Origin of the sequence: Gemmatimonas sp., assembly GCF_031426495.1 — a bacterium.
Classification (GTDB): Bacteria; Gemmatimonadota; Gemmatimonadetes; order Gemmatimonadales; family Gemmatimonadaceae; genus Gemmatimonas.
Genome location: NZ_JANPLK010000071.1, coordinates 13,574 through 32,984, shown reverse-complemented (window position 1 = coordinate 32,984; position 19,411 = coordinate 13,574). Strand labels below are relative to the sequence as shown.

At 64.5% G+C, this 19,411-nt stretch carries 24 protein-coding genes; 23 read left to right on the top strand and 1 reads right to left on the bottom strand.

Annotated features, from left to right (window positions below; genetic code table 11):
• From RMP10_RS17710 to RMP10_RS17630, 17 genes are all read left to right on the top strand, one after another.
• Positions 1–262, top strand: a 262-nt coding sequence (locus RMP10_RS17710; RefSeq protein ID WP_310571475.1) for a CBS domain-containing protein, incomplete at its 5' end; no start/stop codon positions are given.
• A 2-nt stretch (positions 263–264) separates the two neighbouring features.
• On the top strand, positions 265–690 hold the full coding sequence (gene ndk, locus RMP10_RS17705) for a nucleoside-diphosphate kinase (RefSeq protein WP_309669396.1): 426 nt from the start codon (positions 265–267) through the stop codon (positions 688–690).
• 168 nt (positions 691–858) lie between these two features.
• Positions 859–1,317 (top strand): DUF177 domain-containing protein, encoded by a 459-nt coding sequence (locus tag RMP10_RS17700; protein WP_310571474.1) that lies wholly within the window; start codon positions 859–861, stop codon positions 1,315–1,317.
• A 38-nt stretch (positions 1,318–1,355) separates the two neighbouring features.
• Positions 1,356–1,538: a 50S ribosomal protein L32 gene (gene rpmF, locus RMP10_RS17695; RefSeq protein ID WP_171224491.1), complete on the top strand. Its 183-nt coding sequence runs from the start codon at positions 1,356–1,358 to the stop codon at positions 1,536–1,538.
• 2 nt (positions 1,539–1,540) lie between these two features.
• Positions 1,541–2,575, top strand: coding sequence for a phosphate acyltransferase PlsX (plsX, locus tag RMP10_RS17690; protein WP_310571473.1), 1,035 nt, complete (start codon positions 1,541–1,543; stop codon positions 2,573–2,575).
• The gene (locus tag RMP10_RS17685) at positions 2,572–3,570 is read left to right on the top strand and encodes a beta-ketoacyl-ACP synthase III (RefSeq protein ID WP_309669217.1); all 999 of its coding nucleotides are present in this window, start codon (positions 2,572–2,574) and stop codon (positions 3,568–3,570) included. Before plsX ends, RMP10_RS17685 begins: the two co-directional genes overlap by 4 nt.
• Before the next feature lie 35 nt (positions 3,571–3,605).
• A complete protein-coding gene (gene fabD, locus RMP10_RS17680) occupies positions 3,606–4,553 on the top strand; it encodes an ACP S-malonyltransferase (RefSeq protein WP_310571472.1) in 948 nt (315 codons plus the stop codon).
• A gap of 31 nt (positions 4,554–4,584) precedes the next feature.
• Positions 4,585–5,343: a 3-oxoacyl-[acyl-carrier-protein] reductase gene (gene fabG, locus RMP10_RS17675; protein ID WP_309669215.1), complete on the top strand. Its 759-nt coding sequence runs from the start codon at positions 4,585–4,587 to the stop codon at positions 5,341–5,343.
• 119 nt (positions 5,344–5,462) lie between these two features.
• Positions 5,463–5,702 (top strand): acyl carrier protein, encoded by a 240-nt coding sequence (locus tag RMP10_RS17670; RefSeq protein WP_171224495.1) that lies wholly within the window; start codon positions 5,463–5,465, stop codon positions 5,700–5,702.
• The gene (fabF, locus tag RMP10_RS17665; RefSeq protein ID WP_310571471.1) at positions 5,702–6,943 is read left to right on the top strand and encodes a beta-ketoacyl-ACP synthase II; all 1,242 of its coding nucleotides are present in this window, start codon (positions 5,702–5,704) and stop codon (positions 6,941–6,943) included. Before RMP10_RS17670 ends, fabF begins: the two co-directional genes overlap by 1 nt.
• 69 nt (positions 6,944–7,012) lie before the next feature.
• A complete protein-coding gene (locus RMP10_RS17660) occupies positions 7,013–8,209 on the top strand; it encodes a CofH family radical SAM protein (protein ID WP_310571470.1) in 1,197 nt (398 codons plus the stop codon).
• Positions 8,210–8,214: 5 nt separating this feature from the next.
• Entirely contained in the window at positions 8,215–9,063 is an 849-nt protein-coding gene (locus tag RMP10_RS17655) for a menaquinone biosynthesis protein (RefSeq protein WP_310571469.1), read from the top strand.
• A gap of 39 nt (positions 9,064–9,102) precedes the next feature.
• Positions 9,103–10,149, top strand: a complete 1,047-nt coding sequence (gene mqnC / locus RMP10_RS17650; protein WP_310571468.1) for a cyclic dehypoxanthinyl futalosine synthase — start codon at positions 9,103–9,105, stop codon at positions 10,147–10,149.
• Entirely contained in the window at positions 10,146–10,640 is a 495-nt protein-coding gene (gene ispF / locus RMP10_RS17645) for a 2-C-methyl-D-erythritol 2,4-cyclodiphosphate synthase (protein WP_310571467.1), read from the top strand. Before mqnC ends, ispF begins: the two co-directional genes overlap by 4 nt.
• A 43-nt stretch (positions 10,641–10,683) precedes the next feature.
• Positions 10,684–11,292: a VTT domain-containing protein gene (locus tag RMP10_RS17640; protein WP_310571466.1), complete on the top strand. Its 609-nt coding sequence runs from the start codon at positions 10,684–10,686 to the stop codon at positions 11,290–11,292.
• Positions 11,289–12,224: a site-specific tyrosine recombinase XerD gene (gene xerD, locus RMP10_RS17635; protein WP_310571465.1), complete on the top strand. Its 936-nt coding sequence runs from the start codon at positions 11,289–11,291 to the stop codon at positions 12,222–12,224. Before RMP10_RS17640 ends, xerD begins: the two co-directional genes overlap by 4 nt.
• 11 nt (positions 12,225–12,235) lie before the next feature.
• Positions 12,236–12,832: an aminodeoxychorismate/anthranilate synthase component II gene (locus RMP10_RS17630; protein WP_310571464.1), complete on the top strand. Its 597-nt coding sequence runs from the start codon at positions 12,236–12,238 to the stop codon at positions 12,830–12,832.
• On the opposite strand, the gene RMP10_RS17625 is transcribed toward RMP10_RS17630, so the two are convergent.
• Positions 12,829–13,791 carry a TerC family protein gene (locus tag RMP10_RS17625; protein WP_310571463.1) on the bottom strand — a complete coding sequence of 321 codons (963 nt, stop codon included), beginning with the start codon at positions 13,789–13,791 and terminating at the stop codon, positions 12,829–12,831. The two genes, RMP10_RS17630 and RMP10_RS17625, sit on opposite strands and share 4 nt — an antisense overlap.
• Positions 13,792–13,897: 106 nt before the next feature.
• Here RMP10_RS17625 and kdsB point away from each other — a divergent pair, with 106 nt between their 5' ends.
• The 6 genes from kdsB to lptC are packed head-to-tail and all read left to right on the top strand — an operon-like array spanning position 13,898 to position 19,411.
• Entirely contained in the window at positions 13,898–14,659 is a 762-nt protein-coding gene (gene kdsB, locus RMP10_RS17620; protein WP_310571462.1) for a 3-deoxy-manno-octulosonate cytidylyltransferase, read from the top strand.
• Between the two features lie 49 nt (positions 14,660–14,708).
• Positions 14,709–16,388: a CTP synthase gene (locus RMP10_RS17615; RefSeq protein WP_310571461.1), complete on the top strand. Its 1,680-nt coding sequence runs from the start codon at positions 14,709–14,711 to the stop codon at positions 16,386–16,388.
• A 17-nt stretch (positions 16,389–16,405) separates the two neighbouring features.
• The gene (gene kdsA, locus RMP10_RS17610; protein WP_310571460.1) at positions 16,406–17,230 is read left to right on the top strand and encodes a 3-deoxy-8-phosphooctulonate synthase; all 825 of its coding nucleotides are present in this window, start codon (positions 16,406–16,408) and stop codon (positions 17,228–17,230) included.
• The gene (locus tag RMP10_RS17605) at positions 17,230–17,889 is read left to right on the top strand and encodes an HAD hydrolase family protein (protein ID WP_310571459.1); all 660 of its coding nucleotides are present in this window, start codon (positions 17,230–17,232) and stop codon (positions 17,887–17,889) included. The genes kdsA and RMP10_RS17605 overlap by 1 nt, the downstream gene beginning before the upstream one ends.
• Entirely contained in the window at positions 17,886–18,848 is a 963-nt protein-coding gene (locus RMP10_RS17600; RefSeq protein WP_310571458.1) for a KpsF/GutQ family sugar-phosphate isomerase, read from the top strand. The genes RMP10_RS17605 and RMP10_RS17600 overlap by 4 nt, the downstream gene beginning before the upstream one ends.
• Positions 18,845–19,411, top strand: coding sequence for an LPS export ABC transporter periplasmic protein LptC (gene lptC / locus RMP10_RS17595; protein WP_310571457.1), 567 nt, complete (start codon positions 18,845–18,847; stop codon positions 19,409–19,411). The genes RMP10_RS17600 and lptC overlap by 4 nt, the downstream gene beginning before the upstream one ends.

Below are 19,411 nucleotides of genomic sequence, written 5' to 3'. Positions count from 1 at the left end.
CGAACTGCTGCGCGACCTGCTCAGCCATTATCTTCCGCGCGCGGGCGGTGCTTCGGCGTCGCCGCCGCCATCGACAGCCCGTCGAACTGTGCGCGACCTCATGACCCGTCAGGTCCTCTGCGTCGCACCGGAACAGCCGCTGGCCGAGGTGGCTTCCCTGATGCTCAACAAGGACGTCGACCGTGTTCCCGTCGTGAAGGATGGCCGACTGGTCGGCTTTCTCACGCGGGGTGACATCGTTCGCAAATTGATCGGATCGTAACCATGGCTGGTCGTCGCACCCTTACCATCGTCAAGCCGGACGCCTTTGCCAATGGCAAGGCCGGCCTCATCATTGCGCTGCTCGAGAAGTCGGGCTTCACCATCAAGGCCGCGCGCGTCATGCACCTCACCACCGCGCAGGCGGGTGAGTTTTATGGCGTCCACCGCGAGCGAGGCTTTTTCGGCGAGCTCGTGGAATTCATGACCAGCGGGCCGTGCATGCCGCTGGTGCTCGAGCGCGATGACGCGGTGGCCACACTGCGCACCGTGATCGGCGCCACCGACCCGGCCGAAGCGGCCGACGGCACCGTGCGGAAGCTGTATGCCGAGTCGAAGGGACGGAACGCGATTCACGCATCCGACTCCGATGAGAATGCGGCGATCGAAGCGGCGTTCTTCTTCGCCGGCACGGACGTCCTCGCCAGCTGAGCGGCAGGATCGCCTAACTTGTGGTCGGTGCGTTACTTGGACGCACCGGCCGTGGTGGAAAAAGGGAGCGGGAGCCCTTGTGTCTGAGGGCCTCCCGCTCTACGTTACACGGCTATGCTGTGCTTTGACATCCGGAGTCTGGAAGCCCGTGCGGAGAGCGTGGACGGAGTGCTCGACACATCGGATCCGGTGTGGGAGGCGGACGACACGCGCCCGGCTGGTGCCGGTGTGCATGTAACCGGCCGACTCTCTGCTGCAGGTCACGGTCGCTTTTATCTGAGCGGCCGGCTGGAAGGGGCGGCAGTGGCTGAGTGCAGGCGTTGCCTGTGCGAAGTGACCGTCGCTGTATCGGAAGACGTGCACATGCTGTTTGCGGAGTCGGGTCTCGACGACGCAGACGAACAGGACGTGTTTCCGATCCCCGCTGGGGCGCGAGAGCTCGACATCCGTCCAGCAGTGCGTGAGGAATGGCTCTTGGCCGTTCCGGCATTCGCGCTCTGCCGGGAAGAGTGTCAGGGCTTCTGCGCGACCTGTGGTGCCGATCGCAATACGGGAGCATGCCTCTGTGCTCCCTCAACTGATCCCCGTTGGGCCGGACTGCGCGATCTGCGTGGTTCCGACGCCTAAACGGTTCTTCTCGTCTCGAACGTTCAGGTCAGAGTCCCATGGCCGTACCGAAGCGCCGCACATCTAAGCGGCGGAAGCGCGCCCGCAACACCCATAAGGTCGCGCCCGCCATCGTCATTCAGTCGTGCCCGCAGTGCGGTACGATGAAGCGCCCGCACCGCGTGTGCAACGAGTGTGGGTTTTATGCGGGTGAGCAGCGGGTAACTGCGCAGGAAGCGTAAGTTTGGCGCGCATCGCCGTGGATGCCATGGGGGGTGACTTTGCCCCCCGGGCCCCCATCGCCGGCGCACTCCAAGCGCTTGGAGCGCTGCCCTCGCAGCATCACATCGAACTCGTAGGACAGTCCTTGGTCATCGAGGCGGAACTCGACGCGCTCTTGCGCGGCGATTTCGCCCCGCTGGCGCGCGTCCGTGATCGCATTGTGATCGTCGACGCGCCTGAGGTGATCGCCATGACCGACAAGCCGACCGTCGCCCTTCGAGGCAAGACCAACAGCTCCATGGTCGTCGGCATCAAGCGCGTCGCTGACGGTCACGCACACGGTTTCGTCTCGGCCGGTAACACTGGCGCGCAGATGGCCGCGTCGCTCGTGCACCTCAAGCTGCACACCGGCCTCACGCGCCCGGCCATCGGCACCATCTTTCCCACGGCGAAAGACCCCATCCTGGTGCTCGATTCTGGCGCGAACATGGATTGCTCGCCCGAGGAACTGGTGCAGTTCGCGCGCATCGGCACCGTCTACGCGCGTGCGCTGCTCGGTCGCGACAATCCGGCGGTCGGTCTCCTGTCTGTTGGGGAAGAGGCCGAGAAGGGCAATGCGGCCGTGAAAGACGCGCACCAGCGACTGCTCGCGTCGGGGCTCAACTTCCTCGGGAATGTCGAGGGTCGCGACCTTCCCAACGGGCGCTGCGATCGCGGTGTCATCGACGTCGTGGTCTGCGATGGCTTCACCGGGAACGTGCTGCTCAAGTTCTACGAGAGCATCGGACCTATGCTCATCGGGATGGTCGCGAAAGTGGCCGGGCTCGACGCCCGCGAAATCGCTCGCTCGCTCACGCAGCTCGACGTCGAGGAGCAGGGTGGCGCGCCGTTGCTCGGTGTGCGCGGCGTCAGCATCATTTCGCACGGCAAGAGTTCGCCACGCGCCATGGAAAACGCCATCATGGTTGCGCTCCGCGCGTACGAGTCCGGCATGACCGACGAGATCGGTCGTCGCCTCTCGGAATCCATGCCCACTACGTCTGGGAACGCCGCATGAAGCGTCCGATCGCCTACATCGCCGGCACAGGTCACGCCGTGCCGAAAAACATCATGACCAACGCTGACATCGCAGCGATGGGGCTCGAAACGAATGATGACTGGATTGTCGATCGGACCGGCATCAAGCAGCGTCACATCGCCAAAGACGGCGAGACGCTGACGTCGCTCTCGGCCGAAGCCTCGCGCATGGCCATGGCGCGCGCCGGCGTGCAGCCTGGCGAGATCGATGTCATCATCCTCGGCACCGCGTCGCCGGATCACCTGCTGCCGGCGACGGCCGTCGAGATTCAGACGGCACTCGGATGCACGCGAGCCGCAGCCTTTGACATCTCGGCTGCCTGTTCGGGGTGGCTGTATGGCGCGATCATGGGTGAGTCGCTCATCGCCAGCGGATCGGCCGATACGGTGCTGGTCATCGGCGCGGAGATGCTCAGCACGATCGTCGATTGGACCGATCGGAATACCTGCATTTTGTTTGCGGATGGCGCCGGTGCGACCGTGCTGCGCCGCAACAAGGAGCGGGGCGGGACCAAGGGCGTGTTGTCGTCGTTCATGCGCTCTGATGGTGCGCTCGCCGAACTGCTGTGGCGTCCGGCGGGCGGCGGCGCGGAGCCGTTCTCGCCCGAAGTGTTCGAGCAGAAGCGGCACTATGTGCGCATGGCCGGCCGCGAAGTGTTCAAGCACGCCGTGCGGTCGATGGCCGAAGCGACCGATCGGGCGCTCGACATCGCGCGGATCACGGCGGCCGACGTCGATCTACTCATTCCCCATCAGGCAAACGTGCGCATCATCGAGGCCACGGCCAAGCATGCCGGCATCTCGATGGACAAGGTGTTCGTCAACGTCGATCGCTTCGGCAACACCTCGGCGGCCTCGATCCCGATCGCGCTGAGCGATGCGGTAGAGCAGGGACGCGTGAAGGAAGGATCAACCGTGCTCTTCGCGGCCTTCGGCGCCGGCTTCACGTGGGGATCGCTGGTCGCTCGCTTCTGAGCGCCACGCCCTCCGAACTCGCAATCCGGAACCACATGGAATACGTGCTGCTGCTGCCTGGTCAGGGGTCGCAGAAGGTGGGCATGGGCAAGGATCTCTCCGAGGCCTTTCCCGCCGCTCGCGAGGTCTTTCAGGCGGTCGACGACGCCGTCGGGGCGTTCATTTCGACGCTCGCATTCGAAGGGCCGTCTGACGAACTCACGCGCACCCTGAACGCACAGCCGGCATTGCTGGCGCACAGCGCCGCCGTGTGGGCCGTGGTGAAGAGCGTCATCGGTCCGCAGGTGCGGGCGGCGGCCGGCCACTCGTTGGGCGAGTTCTCGGCCTACCACGTGGCCGGGGCAATTGACGTCGCGGCCGCGGCGCGCATCGTGCGCCGGCGCGGCACGCTGATGTACGAGCAGGGCGTGGTGCGGCCGGGAGCCATGGCCGCAATCCTGGGCGTGCTCACGTCGTCCATCGACGACATCTGCCGTCAGGCCACCGCCGAGCGCGGCATGGTGGTGCCGGCCAATTACAACAGCGATGAACAGGTGGTGATTTCCGGTGAGGTCGCCGGTGTCGAACGTGCGATGGAGCTGGCCAAGGAAGCGGGCGCCAAGCGCTGCCTCCCGCTGCCAGTCAGCGGTGCGTTCCATTCGCCGCTCATGGAGCCGGCCGTGGCAGGACTCAGCGACGCGCTGGCCGCGGAATCGTGGAGCGATCCACAGGTGCCCGTCGTGGCGAACGTCAACGCGATGCCCGTCACGTCGGCCAGCGTCGCGTGCGAGCTGCTCGTGCAGCAGCTCACCGCGCCGGTTCAGTGGACGCGCCTCAGTCGCTTGCTGGTCGAGCAGTACCCGGACGCGACCTTCGTCGAGATCGGCAGCGGCGCGGTGCTGACCGGCCTACTGCGCCGCCTCGCCCCGGCGGTGAAGACTCTTGCGTGCGGGACCGTCGCTGAGGTCGAAAAGTTGCTGGACCTCGCCGGTAAACCCGCGTGACGTTGTCGAACTCCAATCCAACGACTGCCTCATGAGCGGCCTTCGCATCGATCTGACCGGGCGCGTGGCGCTGGTCACCGGCTCCACCCGGGGTATTGGTCGCGCCATCGCCACGACCCTGGCGATGGCCGGCGCGCGCGTGGCGGTCACAGGACGTGATCAGGCCCGCGCCGACGCCGCCGCACAGGAGATCGCCGCCCGGACCGGTGTCGAGACGCGGGGCTACGCGGCCGACGTGTCAGAGACGGCGCAGGCCATCGCGCTGGTGGAGGCCGTCGAGAAGGATTTCGGGCAGCTCGACATTTTGGTCAACAACGCGGGCCTGACGCGCGACAACCTGCTGATCCGCATCAAGGACGACGACTGGGACGCGGTGATCAACGCGAATCTGCGCGGCGCTTTCGCGACGTGTCGTGCCGCCTCGCGCGGCATGATGAAGCGCCGCTACGGCCGCATCGTGAACGTGGCCAGTGTGGTCGGCTTGATCGGCAACAAGGGGCAGGCGAATTACGCGGCGAGCAAGGCGGGCTTAATCGGCATGACCAAGTCGATCGCCAAGGAGCTCGCGTCGCGAAACATCCTGGCCAACGTGGTGGCTCCCGGCTTCATCGACACCGATATGACGGCGGCGATGACACCGGAGGCCCGCAGTGCGCTCAGTGCGGGCATTCCGCTCGAGCGCCTCGGCAGCGCCGAGGACATCGCGAGCATGGTGGCTGTGCTCGCTTCAGACTTGACCAGTTATGTGACCGGTCAGGTGTTCGTGGTGGACGGCGGTATGGTCATGTAGGTTCGCGGGCCGGCTCGGGAAGGACTTTGCGGTTCTTGCCGTCAAGCCCTCCCAGCGACGCCCCCGCATGGCTAAGTTCCCCACTCTTAACTACTCCAACATCCCAGAGGATCGTTCCTATGTCGGATCACGCGTCGAAGATCAAGGATATCATCGAAAAGGAGCTCGGAGTGGAGCGCGAGAAGCTCACGCCCGAGGCGAGCTTCATCGAAGACCTCGGCGCTGACTCGCTCGACATCGTCGAACTGGTCATGGAGTTCGAGAAGGAGTTCAACATCGATATCCCCGATGAGGATGCCGAGAAGCTCCGCACGGTCGGCGATGCGGTGGCCTACCTTGAGGCGAAGGTCGCCGGCTAATGCGGCGGCGGGTCGTCGTTACGGGGCTTGGTGCCGTTACGCCGGTCGGCAACGACGTGGCGACGACCTGGCGGTCCTTGCTCTCGGGAGTGTCCGGGGGCGCTGATATCACGAAGTTCGATGCGTCCAAGTACTCCGTGCGGTTCGCGTGCGAGGTCAAGCAGTTCGACCCGCTCGCGTACATGGACCGCAAGGAAGCGAAGCGCGCGGATGTGTATGCACAGTACGCCGTCGCCGCCTCCGTACAGGCGGCGGCTGACGCGGGCATCGCTCCGGGGACCATTGACCCGGAAACGATGGGCGTCATCATCGGAAGCGGAATCGGCGGGATTCGGAGCTTCGAAGACCAGCACGATGTTTACCGCACGCTGGGTCCGAGCAAGATTTCGCCGTTTTTCATTCCGATGTTCATCGGCGATATCGCTGCTGGCATCGTGTCGATGCGGCTGCAGGCAAAGGGCCCCAATTACGCCACCGTATCCGCCTGTGCCTCGAGCGCGCACGCGATCGGCGATGCGTTCCGGATCATTCAGTATGGCGATGCGGACGTGATGTTTGCCGGCGGTTCCGAGGCGGCCGTCACGCCCATGTCGATCGGTGGTTTCGCCAATATGGGCGCCCTCTCGACGCGCAATGATTCGCCGTCCACCGCGTCGCGACCGTTCGACAAGGACCGCGATGGGTTCGTGATGGGCGAGGGCTCCGGGGTGGTGGTACTTGAGGAACTCGAGCATGCCCGGCGCCGCGGTGCGCGCATTTATGGCGAGATCGTCGGCTACCGCGCCACGGGTGACGCGTACCACCTCACCGGGCAGCCGGACGCGCACGAGGGGCTCCAACGGGCCATGCGCGGCGCGCTGAAGGACGGCGGCCTCGCGCCGACGGATGTCGACTACATCAACGCCCACGGCACGTCCACGCCGCTCAACGATCCCAACGAGTCCAAGGGCATCCAGGCGGTGTTCGGCGACCACGCGCACGTGCTGTCGGTCAGCTCGACCAAGTCGGCCACTGGACACATGCTCGGTGCGGCGGGTTCGGTGGAGTTCATCGCCTGTGCCTTGGCGATGCGCGACAACATGGTTCCCCCCACGATCAACTACGCGACTCCTGATCCCGAGTGCGTTCTCGACTACACCCCGAACACGCCACGCGCGCGGCCGGTGAATGTCGCGATCTCGAACAGCTCGGGGTTCGGTGGTCACAACGTCTCGATTGCACTCCGACGGTGGCACGACTAGGCCCGTCGGGGCGTTCATCGAGGTGAAGGTCCGCGCGAATGGTTCGCGCACTTGCCCGAGTACGCCCTGATGCCTGTCACTATTCCGTTCGATCTCGATCGACTCCGTGATCCCGCGCTGCGCCCCATCGGGGAGAAGCTGCGCGCCGGTGAGCGGCTGTCCATCGCCGATGGTGTCACCCTGTTCCGCTCCCCCGACCTGCTCGGCGTAGGCGCCATGGCCGACGCGGCCAACCGTGCCCGTCACGGGGACCGCGTCACCTTCGCATCGAATCAGCACATCAACCCCACCAACGTCTGCGTCTTGCGCAAGACGTGCGTGTTCTGCGGGTATGCGCGATTGCCCAAGGAAGAAGGGGCCTATCGCTACAGCATCGAGCAGGTGCTCGCCGAATCCGATCGCGCCGACGGTTCCATCACCCGCGAGTTCCACATCGTCGGCGGTCTCGATATGGAGGCGGGACTCGAGTACTACCAGTCGATGTTCCGGGCGCTCAAAGCACGGCACCCGCAGGTGCACATCAAGGCGCTCACGGCCGTCGAGATCGCCCACATCGCGCGCATTGAAAAGATGAGCCGCGAAGACGTGCTGATCGCGCTGCGTGAGGCCGGTCTCGACACGCTGCCCGGCGGCGGCGCGGAGACGTTCAGTGCCGCCGTCCGTCACGTCATCGCGGACAAGAAGCTCGGCGGTGCCGACTACATCGACGTGCATCGCACGGCGCACAAACTCGGCATCCGATCGAACTGCACGATGCTGTACGGACACGTGGAAACGATCGAGGATCGTATGCAGCATCTCAACATGCTGCGTGAGCTGCAGGATGAAACCGGCGGCTTCCTCGCATACATCCCGCTCGCGTATCATCCCGACGACAATGAGCTCGGGAAGACGCTCGGCCGCGAAGGCACCGCGACCACCGGCTTCGACGATCTGCGCAACCTCGCGGTCGGCCGACTCTTCCTCGACAACTTCGAGCACATCAAGTCGCATTGGATCATGGTGTCGACGCCGGTGTCGCAGATCTCGCTGCATTTTGGCGTGAACGACATCGAAGGCACGGTCGTGCGCGAGAAGATCTACCACGCGGTCGGCGCGCACACACCGCAGGGCATGACGCTGCCGCAGCTGCTCGGCCTCATTCGCGGTGCGGGCAAGGCGCCGGCCGAACGTGATTCGTTCTATCGCGTTCTGCGCGAATTCGCCCCCGACGAGACCGGCGCGATCGACGAATCGACCGAGCCGCTCGCTGGCGCGGTGGGCTGAACGTCATGCTGCGCGTCGGGCGCATCCCATACATCAACTGCTTTCCCGTGTACGGCGCGATCGATCGTGGGATCGTGCCACTCGACGGCAGTTTGATCACGGGTATCCCCACCGTGCTCAACCGGTTGATGGCCGACGGTGCGCTCGATGTGAGCGTAGTCTCCGCCGTTGAGTATGCGCGCGACGCGAAGCGCTATCTGCTGCTGCCCGAGCTCGGCATCACGAGCGACGGTCCCGTGCGGAGCGTCATGCTGTTCAGCAAGCGCCCGCCGCCTGAGCTCGGCGGACGCAAAGTGATCGTGAGTCGCAGCTCCATGACGTCGGTGGCACTGCTTGAACTGTTGTTCGAGAACGTGTGGCGCTGCCGTCCCGAGTTCGTGCTTGGCGATGCCGAGCTGGCCGACGTCGACCGCTTCGAGGATGAGCCGCATGAGGCGCGACTGGTGATCGGCGACGCGGCGCTCAAGCTCTTCGATCAGGCCAATCGCGGCGGGGCGTGGGCGATGCGCTACCCGTTTCGTGAGGATCTGGGCGAGGTCTGGAAATCGTGGACTGGACTCCCGTTCGTCTTCGCGGTCTGGGTCGCGCAGCGTGGCGCGCCGATGCACGAGGCGTTGTCGGCGCATGCCTCGTTGATCGCGTCACGCGACTGGGGCTTGCTGCATATCGATCAGCTGACGGCGCAGGCGGCCCTGGCCACCGGCGTGTCGCGCGAAGCTTGTGCCGAGTACTTCTCGGGATTGGATTACCGTTTGTCGTACCCGCATCTCGCGGGCCTCACCGAATTCTTCCGTCGACTCGTACTGGCAGGGCGCGTGCCTGATGGCACGCTCGCCTTTCTGCCCGCTGCGTGATCGACTTCCTGTGTGCTGCCGGTCGCAAGAGAATCATCCATGCGTGACCTTCTCGATTTCTATACCAATGCTCCGCTGCTCGAACTCGGCATGGAAGCCGATCGCGTGCGACAGGCGAAGCATCCCCATGGCGTGGTCACGTACATCGTCGACCGCAACATCAACTACACGAACGTGTGTGTGGCCGACTGCGGATTCTGTGCCTTCTATCGTCGTCCGAAGCACGGGGAAGGGTACACCCTCTCCTTCGAGCAGATTGGCGAGAAGATCGAGGAGACGAAGGCACTCGGCGGTGTGCAGATCCTGATTCAGGGTGGGCACAACCCGTACATCCCGTTTGAGTGGTATCTGGATCTGATGCGCTATATCAAGCAACACCATCCGATCCACATTCATGGTTTCTCACCCAGCGAAGTCGATTTCTTTGCGACGCGTTTCCGTATGGAGGCACGTGACGTGATTCGCGAACTCAGGGCGGCCGGTCTCGATTCGATCCCGGGCGGCGGCGGCGAGATCCTCGTGCAGCGGGTGCGTGACATCGTGGCGCCCAAGAAGGCCGGCGCCGACCGCTGGCTCGAGATCATGGAGCTCGCGCACAACGAGGGTATGAAGACCTCCGTGACGATGATGTACGGCATCGGCGAGACGCTCGCGGAGCGCATCGAACACCTGCAGCGCGTGCGCGATCTGCAGGCGCGTACCGGCGGCTTCACGGCGTTCATCACGTGGCCGTTGCAGCCAGAGAACACGCCCTCGATGTCGCACATGCCCAAGACCGATGCGGTCACGTATCTGCGGACGGTGGCAATGTCGCGCATCGTGCTCGACAATGTGCCGAATCTGCAGTCGAGCTGGGTGACGATGGGCATGAAGGTCGGCCAGATGGCGCTCAACTACGGCTGCAACGATTTTGGCTCGTTGATGATCGAAGAGAACGTCGTTTCCGCAGCCAACACGACCCATCGCACGACGGTCGATGAACTCGACCGCCTCATTCGAGACGCCGGGTTCACGCCCGCGCGGCGCCGTCAGGATTATTCGCTCATCGCCAGTGGCGCGCAGGCCCACGCGACGGTGGCAGCGTGAGCACAGCGCTGCCCGTACGCGTGGGCATCGGATATGACTCGCACCGGTTCGGTGAGGGCGGCCCCATGCGACTTGGCGGCATCGACATTCCGGCCGACATGCACTGCGCTGGTCACTCCGATGGCGACGCCATCTGTCACGCCGTAACGGACGCGCTGCTCGGCGCAGCGGCGCTCGGTGACATCGGCGAGATGTTTCCCGACACCGATGCCGCCCACAAAGGCAAGGATTCCACGGTGATGTTATCCGCCGCCGTGGCGCGACTCCACCAAGCCGGCTGGCGCGTAGGCAATGTCGACATCACGGTGGTGACGCAACGTCCCAAGATCGGTCCGCATCGTGCCGCCATCAGGGCACGGCTCGCGGCGCTGCTCGGCGTCACAAACATCGAGGTGTTCGTGAAGGGTAAGACCAACGAGTCGATGGGATGGATCGGGCGCGAGGAAGGGCTGGCCGTGATGGCCACCGCGACCGTCCTGCCGCGCCGCTGATTCGCTCGACGGCCGCGGCATCGCCCATGCATCGGGTGGGTGCATGACCGACATCCTCGCGTGGCTCTCCTCGCTGCCAGAGCCGCTGCTGTACGGCGCGCTCATTCTGGCGGCCTTCGCGGAGAACATCTTTCCGCCGCTGCCGGCGGATACGGTGATCGCGCTTGGCGCGTTCGTGGCGGCGCGCGGGAATGGCAGCGCCGTCGGTGTCTGGACCGCAACGATGATCGGCAATATCGGCGGTGCCATGATGATGTACGGACTGGGGCATCGCTTCGGACTCCCGTGGCTCATGCAGCGATTTCCCTCGCTGTTTCCGGCCGGCGCAACTCAACGCATCACCGAGCGTTTCAAGACGCAGGGAGTGCTGGCCGTGGTGGTGAGCCGATTTCTTCCCGGTGTACGGGCCGTGGTGCCGCCACTCGCGGGTGCGATGGGTATCGGCGCGGTGCGCGCCCTGCTCGCGATGTCGTTGGCGTCCGGTGCGTGGTACGGGTTGGTGTGCGTCCTGGCCTTTCGTGCGGGCGCGAACGCCGATGCCCTGTTGGCGCGGATCGCCGGACAGCAGCGCACGGTCGGCCTGGTGGCGGCGGCAATCGTTGTCGTGGTCGTGGGCACCGTGTGGTGGCGGCGAACGAGAGGTCGGCGGTGACGGCACCCGTGCCGATCCCCTCACCCGAGGAGCAGGCCCTGCGTCGAGGATTCCATCTCCTCGCGTTCGAGGATGCGCTGGCCCTCGAAGAAGGGGCATCGCCGCGCACGATCGAGGCCTACCGTCGGGACGTGATACGCTGTGCGGCGTTCATGCGAGCGCAGGGTATCACCGAAGCGAGGGAGATCACCCCAGGCGTGCTGCGTGAGTTCGTGTATCACCTGAAGGATCTCGGGCTCGCCGGCACGTCGATCCGCCGGAACATCTCGGCGCTGCGCACGTGGTTCCGCATCATGTTGGCCGAAGGATTGGTGACGCACGACCCCACCGAACGACTCGACACGCCGGCACGATTCCGCACGCTGCCGGAAGTGCTCAGCGTCGAGGATGTGCTGAAGCTGCTCGCCGCGCCCGGCCTCGATGAGCGGCTCGCGTTCCGCGACCGCGCGATGCTGGAGTTGGCCTATGGCGCCGGCCTCCGCGTGTCGGAGTGGATCGGCCTGGCACTCAAGGACGTGCTCCTCGAAGAGGGTCTCGTGCGCGTGCTGGGCAAAGGCAGCAAGGAGCGTTTGGTGCCCATCGGTCGATCCGCGATCGGCGCCGTCGCCGTGTACGTCCGCGAGCTGCGCCCGGTGCTCGAGCGCGGAGAAGGGAAGGGCCTCCTGTTCCTCAATGGCCAGGGGAAGCCGCTCACGCGCATGGGGGCGTGGAAGATCCTCCGGAAGTACGTCACGATGGCCGGGATTGAGAAACCCGTCTCCCCGCACACCCTGCGGCACTCCTTCGCGACCCACCTGCTCGAAGGCGGCGCCGACCTCCGCGCCGTGCAGGAAATGCTCGGCCACGCCGATATCGCTACGACCCAGATCTACACCCACGTGGATCGCGAGTATCTTCGAAGCGTGCACCGCCAGTTCCACCCGCGCCCCTGACCTCGACGTCCATGCTGCTCGTCATCGACAACTACGATTCGTTTACGTACAACCTCGTGCAGTACTTCGGCGAGCTCGGTGAAACGCTCGAGGTGCACCGCAACGACGCCCTGACCGTCGATCAGGTGGGCGCGATGGCACCCGATGCCATCGTCGTATCGCCGGGGCCCTGCTCGCCGCGCGAGGCCGGCATTTCGGTTGACGTGATCCGTCGCTACGGCGGGGAAATTCCGTTGCTCGGCGTGTGTCTGGGCCATCAGGCGATCGGCGAGGCGTATGGCGGCGTGGTCACGCGGGCCAGTCGGGTCATGCACGGCAAGATGTCGCAGCTCGTGCACGACGGGACGGGCCTGTTTGCCGGCATTCCATCGCCGTTCGGCGTGATGCGCTACCACTCACTTATCGTGGAGCGCGCCACGCTGCCGGCCGAGTTGCAGGTGACGGCCGTCGCGGTCGATGACGCCGACGAAATTCACGCGCTGCAGCATCGCACGCATCCCGTGTGGGGCGTGCAGTTTCACCCGGAGTCGATTCTTACCGAGCACGGTCGTGAGCTGCTGGTGAACTTTCTCACGATGTCACGCGCGTTTCGGACGGCGCCGGTCTAAGGCGCGTCGCGTGTGGCGACGTCCCGCTCGGTCGATTCCTTCGGCTTGATCACCAGCGACAACAGTACACTTCCCACGAGTAGCGTCCCGACAACGCCGAGGGAAAGACCGATGCCCAGCGGCCAGATCTCCGAGAGCAGCATCTTCATGCCGACGAAGGCGAGCACGAGCGCCAGGCCGTACTTCAGGAGATGGAACTTGCCGATCACACCGGCAAGCACGAAGTACATCGAACGGAGGCCGAGAATCGCGAATACGTTCGACGTGTAGACGAGAAACGGATTCCGCGTGATACCGAAGATTGCCGGTATGGAGTCCACGGCGAACACCACGTCGGTTGTTTCTACGAGCGCCAGTACGACGAACAGTGGCGTGGCGACCAACTTGGCCGCCTTGCCGTCAATGACCTCGCGCACGAAGAAGTGCTCGCCGTGGAACTTCGTGGTGATGGGCAGGAAGCGCCGCACGAGTCGGATGACCGGATTCGACTCCGGCTCAATCTCGCTCTCTCCGCCGAATGCCATCTTGGCCCCGGTGAACACCAGGAACGCGCCGAACAGGTAGATGATCCAGTGGAACTGGGCGATCAGGACAGCGCCCGCACCGATCATGGCCCCGCGCATGAAGAGCGCGCCGATGATGCCCCAAAAGAGCACCCGGTGCTGCAGCTCAGCGGGAATGCGGAAGTAACCAAATATCAGGATGAAGACGAACAGGTTGTCCACGGAGAGCGCCTGCTCGACCAGATATCCGGCGTAGAACTCCAGCATCGACTGGCGGCCCATCGACGATCCGATCCAGAGCCCGAAGCCGATCGCAAGGGAAATCCAGACCGCGCTCCATCCCAGCGCCTCGCGGACCGTGACCGCGTGCGCTTTCCGGTTGAAGACGCCGAGGTCGATCGCCAGTAGGGCGAGCACCATTGCGTTGAACGCGATCCACCACCAAGTCGTCGGCATGCAGGGAGCGAAAGGGTGAAACAACGACCTGTTTGCCTTCAGGCGCCAAACTGCGTATCTTAACTGGCGTGAATTTTGCTGCAACCACGCCCAGTCCAACAGGACAATGTCAGTACTCGCGGTGATCCCGGCGCGCCTTGGCGCGACCCGTCTTCCCCGCAAGCCGCTTCGCCTCCTCGCCGGCGAGCCGCTCATCATTCGGGTCTACCAGCGTGTCGTCGCGCTCGCCATCGGCGACCACGTGGTCGTGGCGACCGATCATCCCGACGTGTTTGCTGCCTGCGAATCGCGCGGGATTCCGGTAGTCATGACGCGGGACGACCACCCCAGCGGCACCGATCGGGTGGCCGAAGTCGCCGCCCGGCCAGAGTTTGCGCATTTCTCGGTGATTCTGAACGTACAGGGCGACGAGCCCTTCGTATCACGCGAAGCCTTGGCCGGCGCCGTGTCCATCGTCCGCGACGGTCGGGCGCCGATCGGGACGGCTGCCGTCCCGATTCCCGCGTCGGCGCTCGCGAAACCCGATGTCGTGAAAGTCGTGCGTGGCGATGACGGCCTCGCCCTCTATTTTTCGCGAGCACCTATTCCGTACTTGCGCGAACTGGCGGATGCCGGGGCCCAGCAGGCGCTGGCCCGTCAGCACGTCGGTGTGTACGCGTATACACGCGAAGCCCTGCAGGCGTGGGTCGGCTGGGCGCCGCATCCGCTGGAACTCGTCGAACGCCTCGAACAGTTGCGCCCGCTCGCGCACGGTCTCACGATCGGCGTGGCGGACGTGCCCGCGGCCGAAGGCGGCATCGACACCGAAGACGATCTCGAACGCGCGAACCTGCGCTGGCACGCTCCCCCAACGAATACCCTGTCGTGACGCACCTGACGCGACAGTCTCCTTGTCCCACCTGCGCGAGATCACGCTGATGACCACCAAGAGCACGAACGCGAACCAGACAACCACGCCGAAGTACATCTTCGTGACCGGTGGTGTCGTGTCATCGCTGGGGAAGGGAATCGCCGCCGCGTCGCTTGGACGGTTGCTCGTCGAACGTGGGTTTCGCGTGACGATGATGAAGCTCGATCCGTATCTCAACGTCGATCCGGGCACGATGTCGCCGTTTCAGCATGGCGAAGTGTTCGTCACGGACGACGGCGCGGAGACCGACCTCGATCTCGGGCACTACGAGCGCTTTCTCGATCGGCCGCTGTCGCAGGCGAACAACATCACAACGGGACGCATCTATTCGAACGTGATCACCAAGGAACGTCGTGGTGAATACCTCGGCTCCACGGTGCAGGTGATTCCGCACATCACCGATGAGATCAAGGGCGCGGTGAAGCGGATCGCGCCTGGCAACGACGTCGTGCTCGTCGAAGTCGGTGGCACGGTCGGTGACATCGAATCGCTGCCATTCCTCGAAGCGATCCGCCAGTTTCGCCGTGAGGTGGGCAAGGAGAATGCGCTCTTCGTCCACCTCACGCTCGTGCCGTACATCGCGGCCGCTGGTGAAGTGAAGACCAAGCCCACCCAGCATTCCGTGCGCGAGCTCATGGAGATCGGTATCCAGCCCGACTTCCTGATCTGCCGCAGCGAAAAGCCATTGCAGGATGACGTGAAGCGCAAGATCGCGCTCTTCTGCAACGTGGATTTCGGCGCCGTGATCGAGAGTCCGGACGTGCCGACGATCTACGAAATTCCGCTGTCGTTCGAGCAGCAGGGATTTGCCGAGCGCGTGATGGAGCGGCTGCGACTGACGGCGCCGACGCCTGATCTCACAAACTGGCGCACGATGGTGCAGCACATCACGAAGCCGCATACGCGCGTGAAGATCTGCGTCGTCGGCAAGTACACCGATTACATCGACAGTTATAAGAGCGTGCAGGAAGCGCTCATCCACGGCGGCATCGCGAATGATGTCGGCGTCGATCTCGCGTGGACGTCGAGTGATCTCTTCACCTCACCGGAACGGGCGCGCGAGATTCTGTTGAATTATCACGGCCTGCTCGTACCGGGCGGCTTCGGCGTGCGCGGCGTAGAAGGTATGGTCGAAGCCATTCGTGCGGCGCGCGAGCTTTCGATTCCGTTCTTCGGCATCTGCCTTGGCATGCAGGTGGCCATCATCGAGTTCGCACGCAACGTGCTGAAGCTCGACGACAGTCACTCCAGCGAGTTCGCGCCGGAGTGCCAGGATCCCGTGATTTCGCTGATGGACTCGCAGCGCGACGTGACCGATATGGGCGGTACGATGCGCCTCGGCGCGTATCCCTGCCGTTTGCAGCGCGGGTCGAAGGCGGCCGAGGTGTACGGACAGCCTGAGGTGAGTGAGCGGCATCGTCACCGCTACGAAGTGTCGAACCGGTACCGCGACTCGTTGATCGAGCACGGCATGCGCTTGAGCGGTCTCTCTCCCGACGACTCGCTGGTAGAGATGATTGAGCTTCCGGGGCATCCGTACTTTATCGGCTGCCAGTTCCACCCGGAATTGCAGTCGCGACCGCTGCGTCCGCATCCGCTATTCGCCGGATTCGTTGCGGCGGCCGAGCGCCACCACCACGCGCAGGAGCAAGCCGTGCAACCGTCATTGGCGCACGTGAATCAGTGATCGACGCCCACGCTGCCATGACCACGTCACTCTTTCCGGCCGACCGTCTCTTTCTCATTGCCGGCCCGTGCCAGCTCGAGGATGACACGCTCAACCTGCGCGTTGCCGAATCCTTGGCTCGATTGGCCGAACATGTACCTGGTGGCGTCATTTTCAAGGCCAGCTTCGACAAGGCGAATCGTTCGAATGTCGACGGCGTGCGCGGTCCGGGGCTTGAGGCCGGACTCGCGGCACTCGAGCGTGTTCGCGCCGCGACGGGGTTGCCGATTCTCACCGATGTACACGAAGCGTCGCAGTGCGCAGTTGCGGCTGACGTGGTGGATGTGCTGCAGATCCCGGCGTTTCTCTGTCGACAGACCGACTTGCTGCTGGCCGCCGGAGCAACCGGAAAGGCGGTGAATGTGAAGAAGGGGCAGTGGATGCACCCCGAGGGCATGCGGGGGGCGATGCGGAAGGTGGAAGCGGGCGCAACCCTCGCGGCATTGGCAGCGGGCCCGCTGGCCGTTACCGAACGCGGCACCTTTTTCGGCTACGGTGATCTGGTCGTGGACATGCGCAGCTTTGCGCGCCTGCGCGAGTCGTGCGATGTCCCCGTGATCTTCGACGCCACGCACAGCGTGCAACGCCCGGGACAAGGTGCGGGCGGCACGAGTGGCGGTGCGCGTGAATTCATTCCGCCGCTCACGCTGGCCGCGATCGCCGCAGGCGCGCAGGGGCTGTTCATCGAAACGCATCCCGATCCGGATCACGCGCCGAGCGATGGTCCGAACATGCTGCGTCTCGATCAGCTGACGGATCTCATGGCGCGTGTTGTCGACATTTGGGATCGTGTGCGTTCGTGATGGCCGATGTTTCTCCGGCTGCGGCCGATGTGCTTCCTCCGCTCGTCATCGAAGCGCCACGGATCGAGCCGACGCTGGCGCGACGGATCCGCGTGGTGGGTCTCGATGTCGATGGCGTGCTGACCGACGGCGGTGTCTATCTCGGTTCGGCAAAGTCGGGTGGAGCCGATGTGCCGTTCGAGCTGAAGCGCTACGACATTCAGGACGGCCTCGGCATTCAGCTGCTCCGTGACTGCGGCCTTAAAGTCGTCATCATCACGGGCCGCGTGTCGGACAGCGTCGCGCAGCGCGCGCGCGAGCTTCGGGTCGATGCCGTGGTGCAGGATCCGGAAGCGCGCAAGCTCCCCGCGCTGACCGCGATCGCCAAGGACTTTGACTGCACGCTCGACGCTGTCGCGTTCGTTGGTGACGACCTTCCCGATCTCGCGGTGCTTCGTCGCGTCGGTCTGCCCGTCGCCGTCGGCAACGCGGTCGCCGAGGTGCGTCGCACCGCGGCGTTGCAGTTGCACGCGCACGGTGGGCACGGCGCCGTGCGAGAGTTCGCGGAGGCGCTCCTTCTCGCTCGAGGCGAGTGGACGGACGCCGTCGAACGCTATGTCGCGAGTCGCAGCGTTCCTGCGTCCGCACCTGAGCACGCGCGTGAGGACGCGCACGCATGACTGCTGAACTGATCATCGAGCGCGGGCGCCGCGTTCTGCATCTCGAAGCGGCTGCACTGGCTGATGTCGAGCGCGTGTTGGGCGACGACTTCGTGCGCGCCGTCCAGTTGTTGGCTGCGTGCCGTGGACGCGTCATCATTGCCGGCGTTGGCAAGTCCGGTCTGGTCGGTCGCAAGATGGCCGCGACGTTCACGTCCACCGGCTCGCCCGCGATGTTTCTGCATCCCGTGGAGAGTGTGCACGGCGACCTCGGTATCGTTGGCGCGGACGACGTCGCCATACTGATCTCGAAAAGCGGCGAGAGTCAGGAGTTGCTCGGACTCATCGACGCGCTCGCGCGCTTGGGCGTGCGCATGATCGCGATGACGGCCGAGCGTTCGTCGCGCTTGTCACGGCACGCCGATGTCACGCTGGATCTTGGTGTCCGGGAGGAAGCGTGCCCGCATGATCTCGCGCCAACGACCAGTACCACCGTCACGATGGCGCTCGGCGACGCGCTAGCGGTCGCGCTGATGGAGGAGAAGGGATTTCGCGCCGAGGATTTCGCCCGCTTTCATCCTGGAGGATCGCTCGGTCGGCGGTTGCTCACGCGTGTCAGCGACGTCATGGTGTCGTCGGATCTGCCGGTGCTCGATCGCGCCGCAACCATGCGCGAGGCCATCATCTTGCTTGCCGAGCGTCGCGGAATCGTCGTGGTCGTGGAACATGATTGCGTGTTCGGGGTCGTCACCGCAGGCGACCTGACGCGTTTGCTCGAGCGCCATGCGGACGTGTTGTCCGTGCCCGTGGCGTCGGTGATGACCACCACGCCACGGATGGCGTACGTTCATGAACTGGGGAGTGCTGTGGTGCACCGTATGGAGACGCATGGCATCATGGCGATGCCGGTGCTGGATGAGCAGAAGCATCTTGTCGGGATCGTGCATCTGCACGACCTGATGCGGGCGGGCGCGGCATGAAGTGGCGCACAACTGCCGCGTTGAGCCTGAGCGCGCTGGTGCTGTCTGCCGCCGCCTGCCCGAACGCAAAAGGCAAGACACAGGTCAAGGCGAAGGCCACGAAAACCGCCATTCCCGACTCGGCAGATCAGATCATTTTTGGCTTTCGCACGTTTCTGACCGACCAAGGCATTTCGAAGGGTGTGCTACTCGCGGACACCGCCATGTCGTACGACGACGCCACACGGATGGAGCTGCGTCGGGTGAACGTCACGTTTTACACGACCGTGGGTATCAGGGATGGCGTGCTCACCGCCAAGGCGGGCACGTACAACCTCCGGCTCTCCCGCCTCGATGCGCGCGGTGATGTCGTGGTCGTTCGCGATGATGGAAAACGGCTGTCGTCCCAGCAGCTCGTGTACGATCAGGTCCGCAATCAGATTTTTACTGATAGCACGTTCGTCCTGAATGAGCCGTCGCGCACCTTTACCGGCCTTGGATTCGAGTCAGATCCGCAGCTCACGAAGTTCCGCTGTCTCCGTAACTGCAAGGGCCTCGCGCCCGTCAAGATTCCTACCAAATAA

Coding starts and splice junctions, on each gene's coding strand:
- fabD (WP_310571472.1), top strand. CDS start 3,606: ATGGAATACGTGCTGCTGCTGCCTGGTCAGGGGTCGCAGAAGGTGGGC.
- RMP10_RS17670 (WP_171224495.1), top strand. CDS start 5,463: ATGTCGGATCACGCGTCGAAGATCAAGGATATCATCGAAAAGGAGCTC.
- fabF (WP_310571471.1), top strand. CDS start 5,702: ATGCGGCGGCGGGTCGTCGTTACGGGGCTTGGTGCCGTTACGCCGGTC.
- RMP10_RS17660 (WP_310571470.1), top strand. CDS start 7,013: ATGCCTGTCACTATTCCGTTCGATCTCGATCGACTCCGTGATCCCGCG.
- RMP10_RS17605 (WP_310571459.1), top strand. CDS start 17,230: ATGGCCGATGTTTCTCCGGCTGCGGCCGATGTGCTTCCTCCGCTCGTC.
- kdsB (WP_310571462.1), top strand. CDS start 13,898: ATGTCAGTACTCGCGGTGATCCCGGCGCGCCTTGGCGCGACCCGTCTT.
- RMP10_RS17600 (WP_310571458.1), top strand. CDS start 17,886: ATGACTGCTGAACTGATCATCGAGCGCGGGCGCCGCGTTCTGCATCTC.
- kdsA (WP_310571460.1), top strand. CDS start 16,406: ATGACCACGTCACTCTTTCCGGCCGACCGTCTCTTTCTCATTGCCGGC.
- mqnC (WP_310571468.1), top strand. CDS start 9,103: ATGCGTGACCTTCTCGATTTCTATACCAATGCTCCGCTGCTCGAACTC.
- RMP10_RS17685 (WP_309669217.1), top strand. CDS start 2,572: ATGAAGCGTCCGATCGCCTACATCGCCGGCACAGGTCACGCCGTGCCG.
- RMP10_RS17615 (WP_310571461.1), top strand. CDS start 14,709: ATGACCACCAAGAGCACGAACGCGAACCAGACAACCACGCCGAAGTAC.
- rpmF (WP_171224491.1), top strand. CDS start 1,356: ATGGCCGTACCGAAGCGCCGCACATCTAAGCGGCGGAAGCGCGCCCGC.
- RMP10_RS17625 (WP_310571463.1), bottom strand. CDS start 13,791: ATGCCGACGACTTGGTGGTGGATCGCGTTCAACGCAATGGTGCTCGCC.
- fabG (WP_309669215.1), top strand. CDS start 4,585: ATGAGCGGCCTTCGCATCGATCTGACCGGGCGCGTGGCGCTGGTCACC.
- lptC (WP_310571457.1), top strand. CDS start 18,845: ATGAAGTGGCGCACAACTGCCGCGTTGAGCCTGAGCGCGCTGGTGCTG.
- ndk (WP_309669396.1), top strand. CDS start 265: ATGGCTGGTCGTCGCACCCTTACCATCGTCAAGCCGGACGCCTTTGCC.
- RMP10_RS17655 (WP_310571469.1), top strand. CDS start 8,215: ATGCTGCGCGTCGGGCGCATCCCATACATCAACTGCTTTCCCGTGTAC.
- RMP10_RS17640 (WP_310571466.1), top strand. CDS start 10,684: ATGACCGACATCCTCGCGTGGCTCTCCTCGCTGCCAGAGCCGCTGCTG.
- RMP10_RS17630 (WP_310571464.1), top strand. CDS start 12,236: ATGCTGCTCGTCATCGACAACTACGATTCGTTTACGTACAACCTCGTG.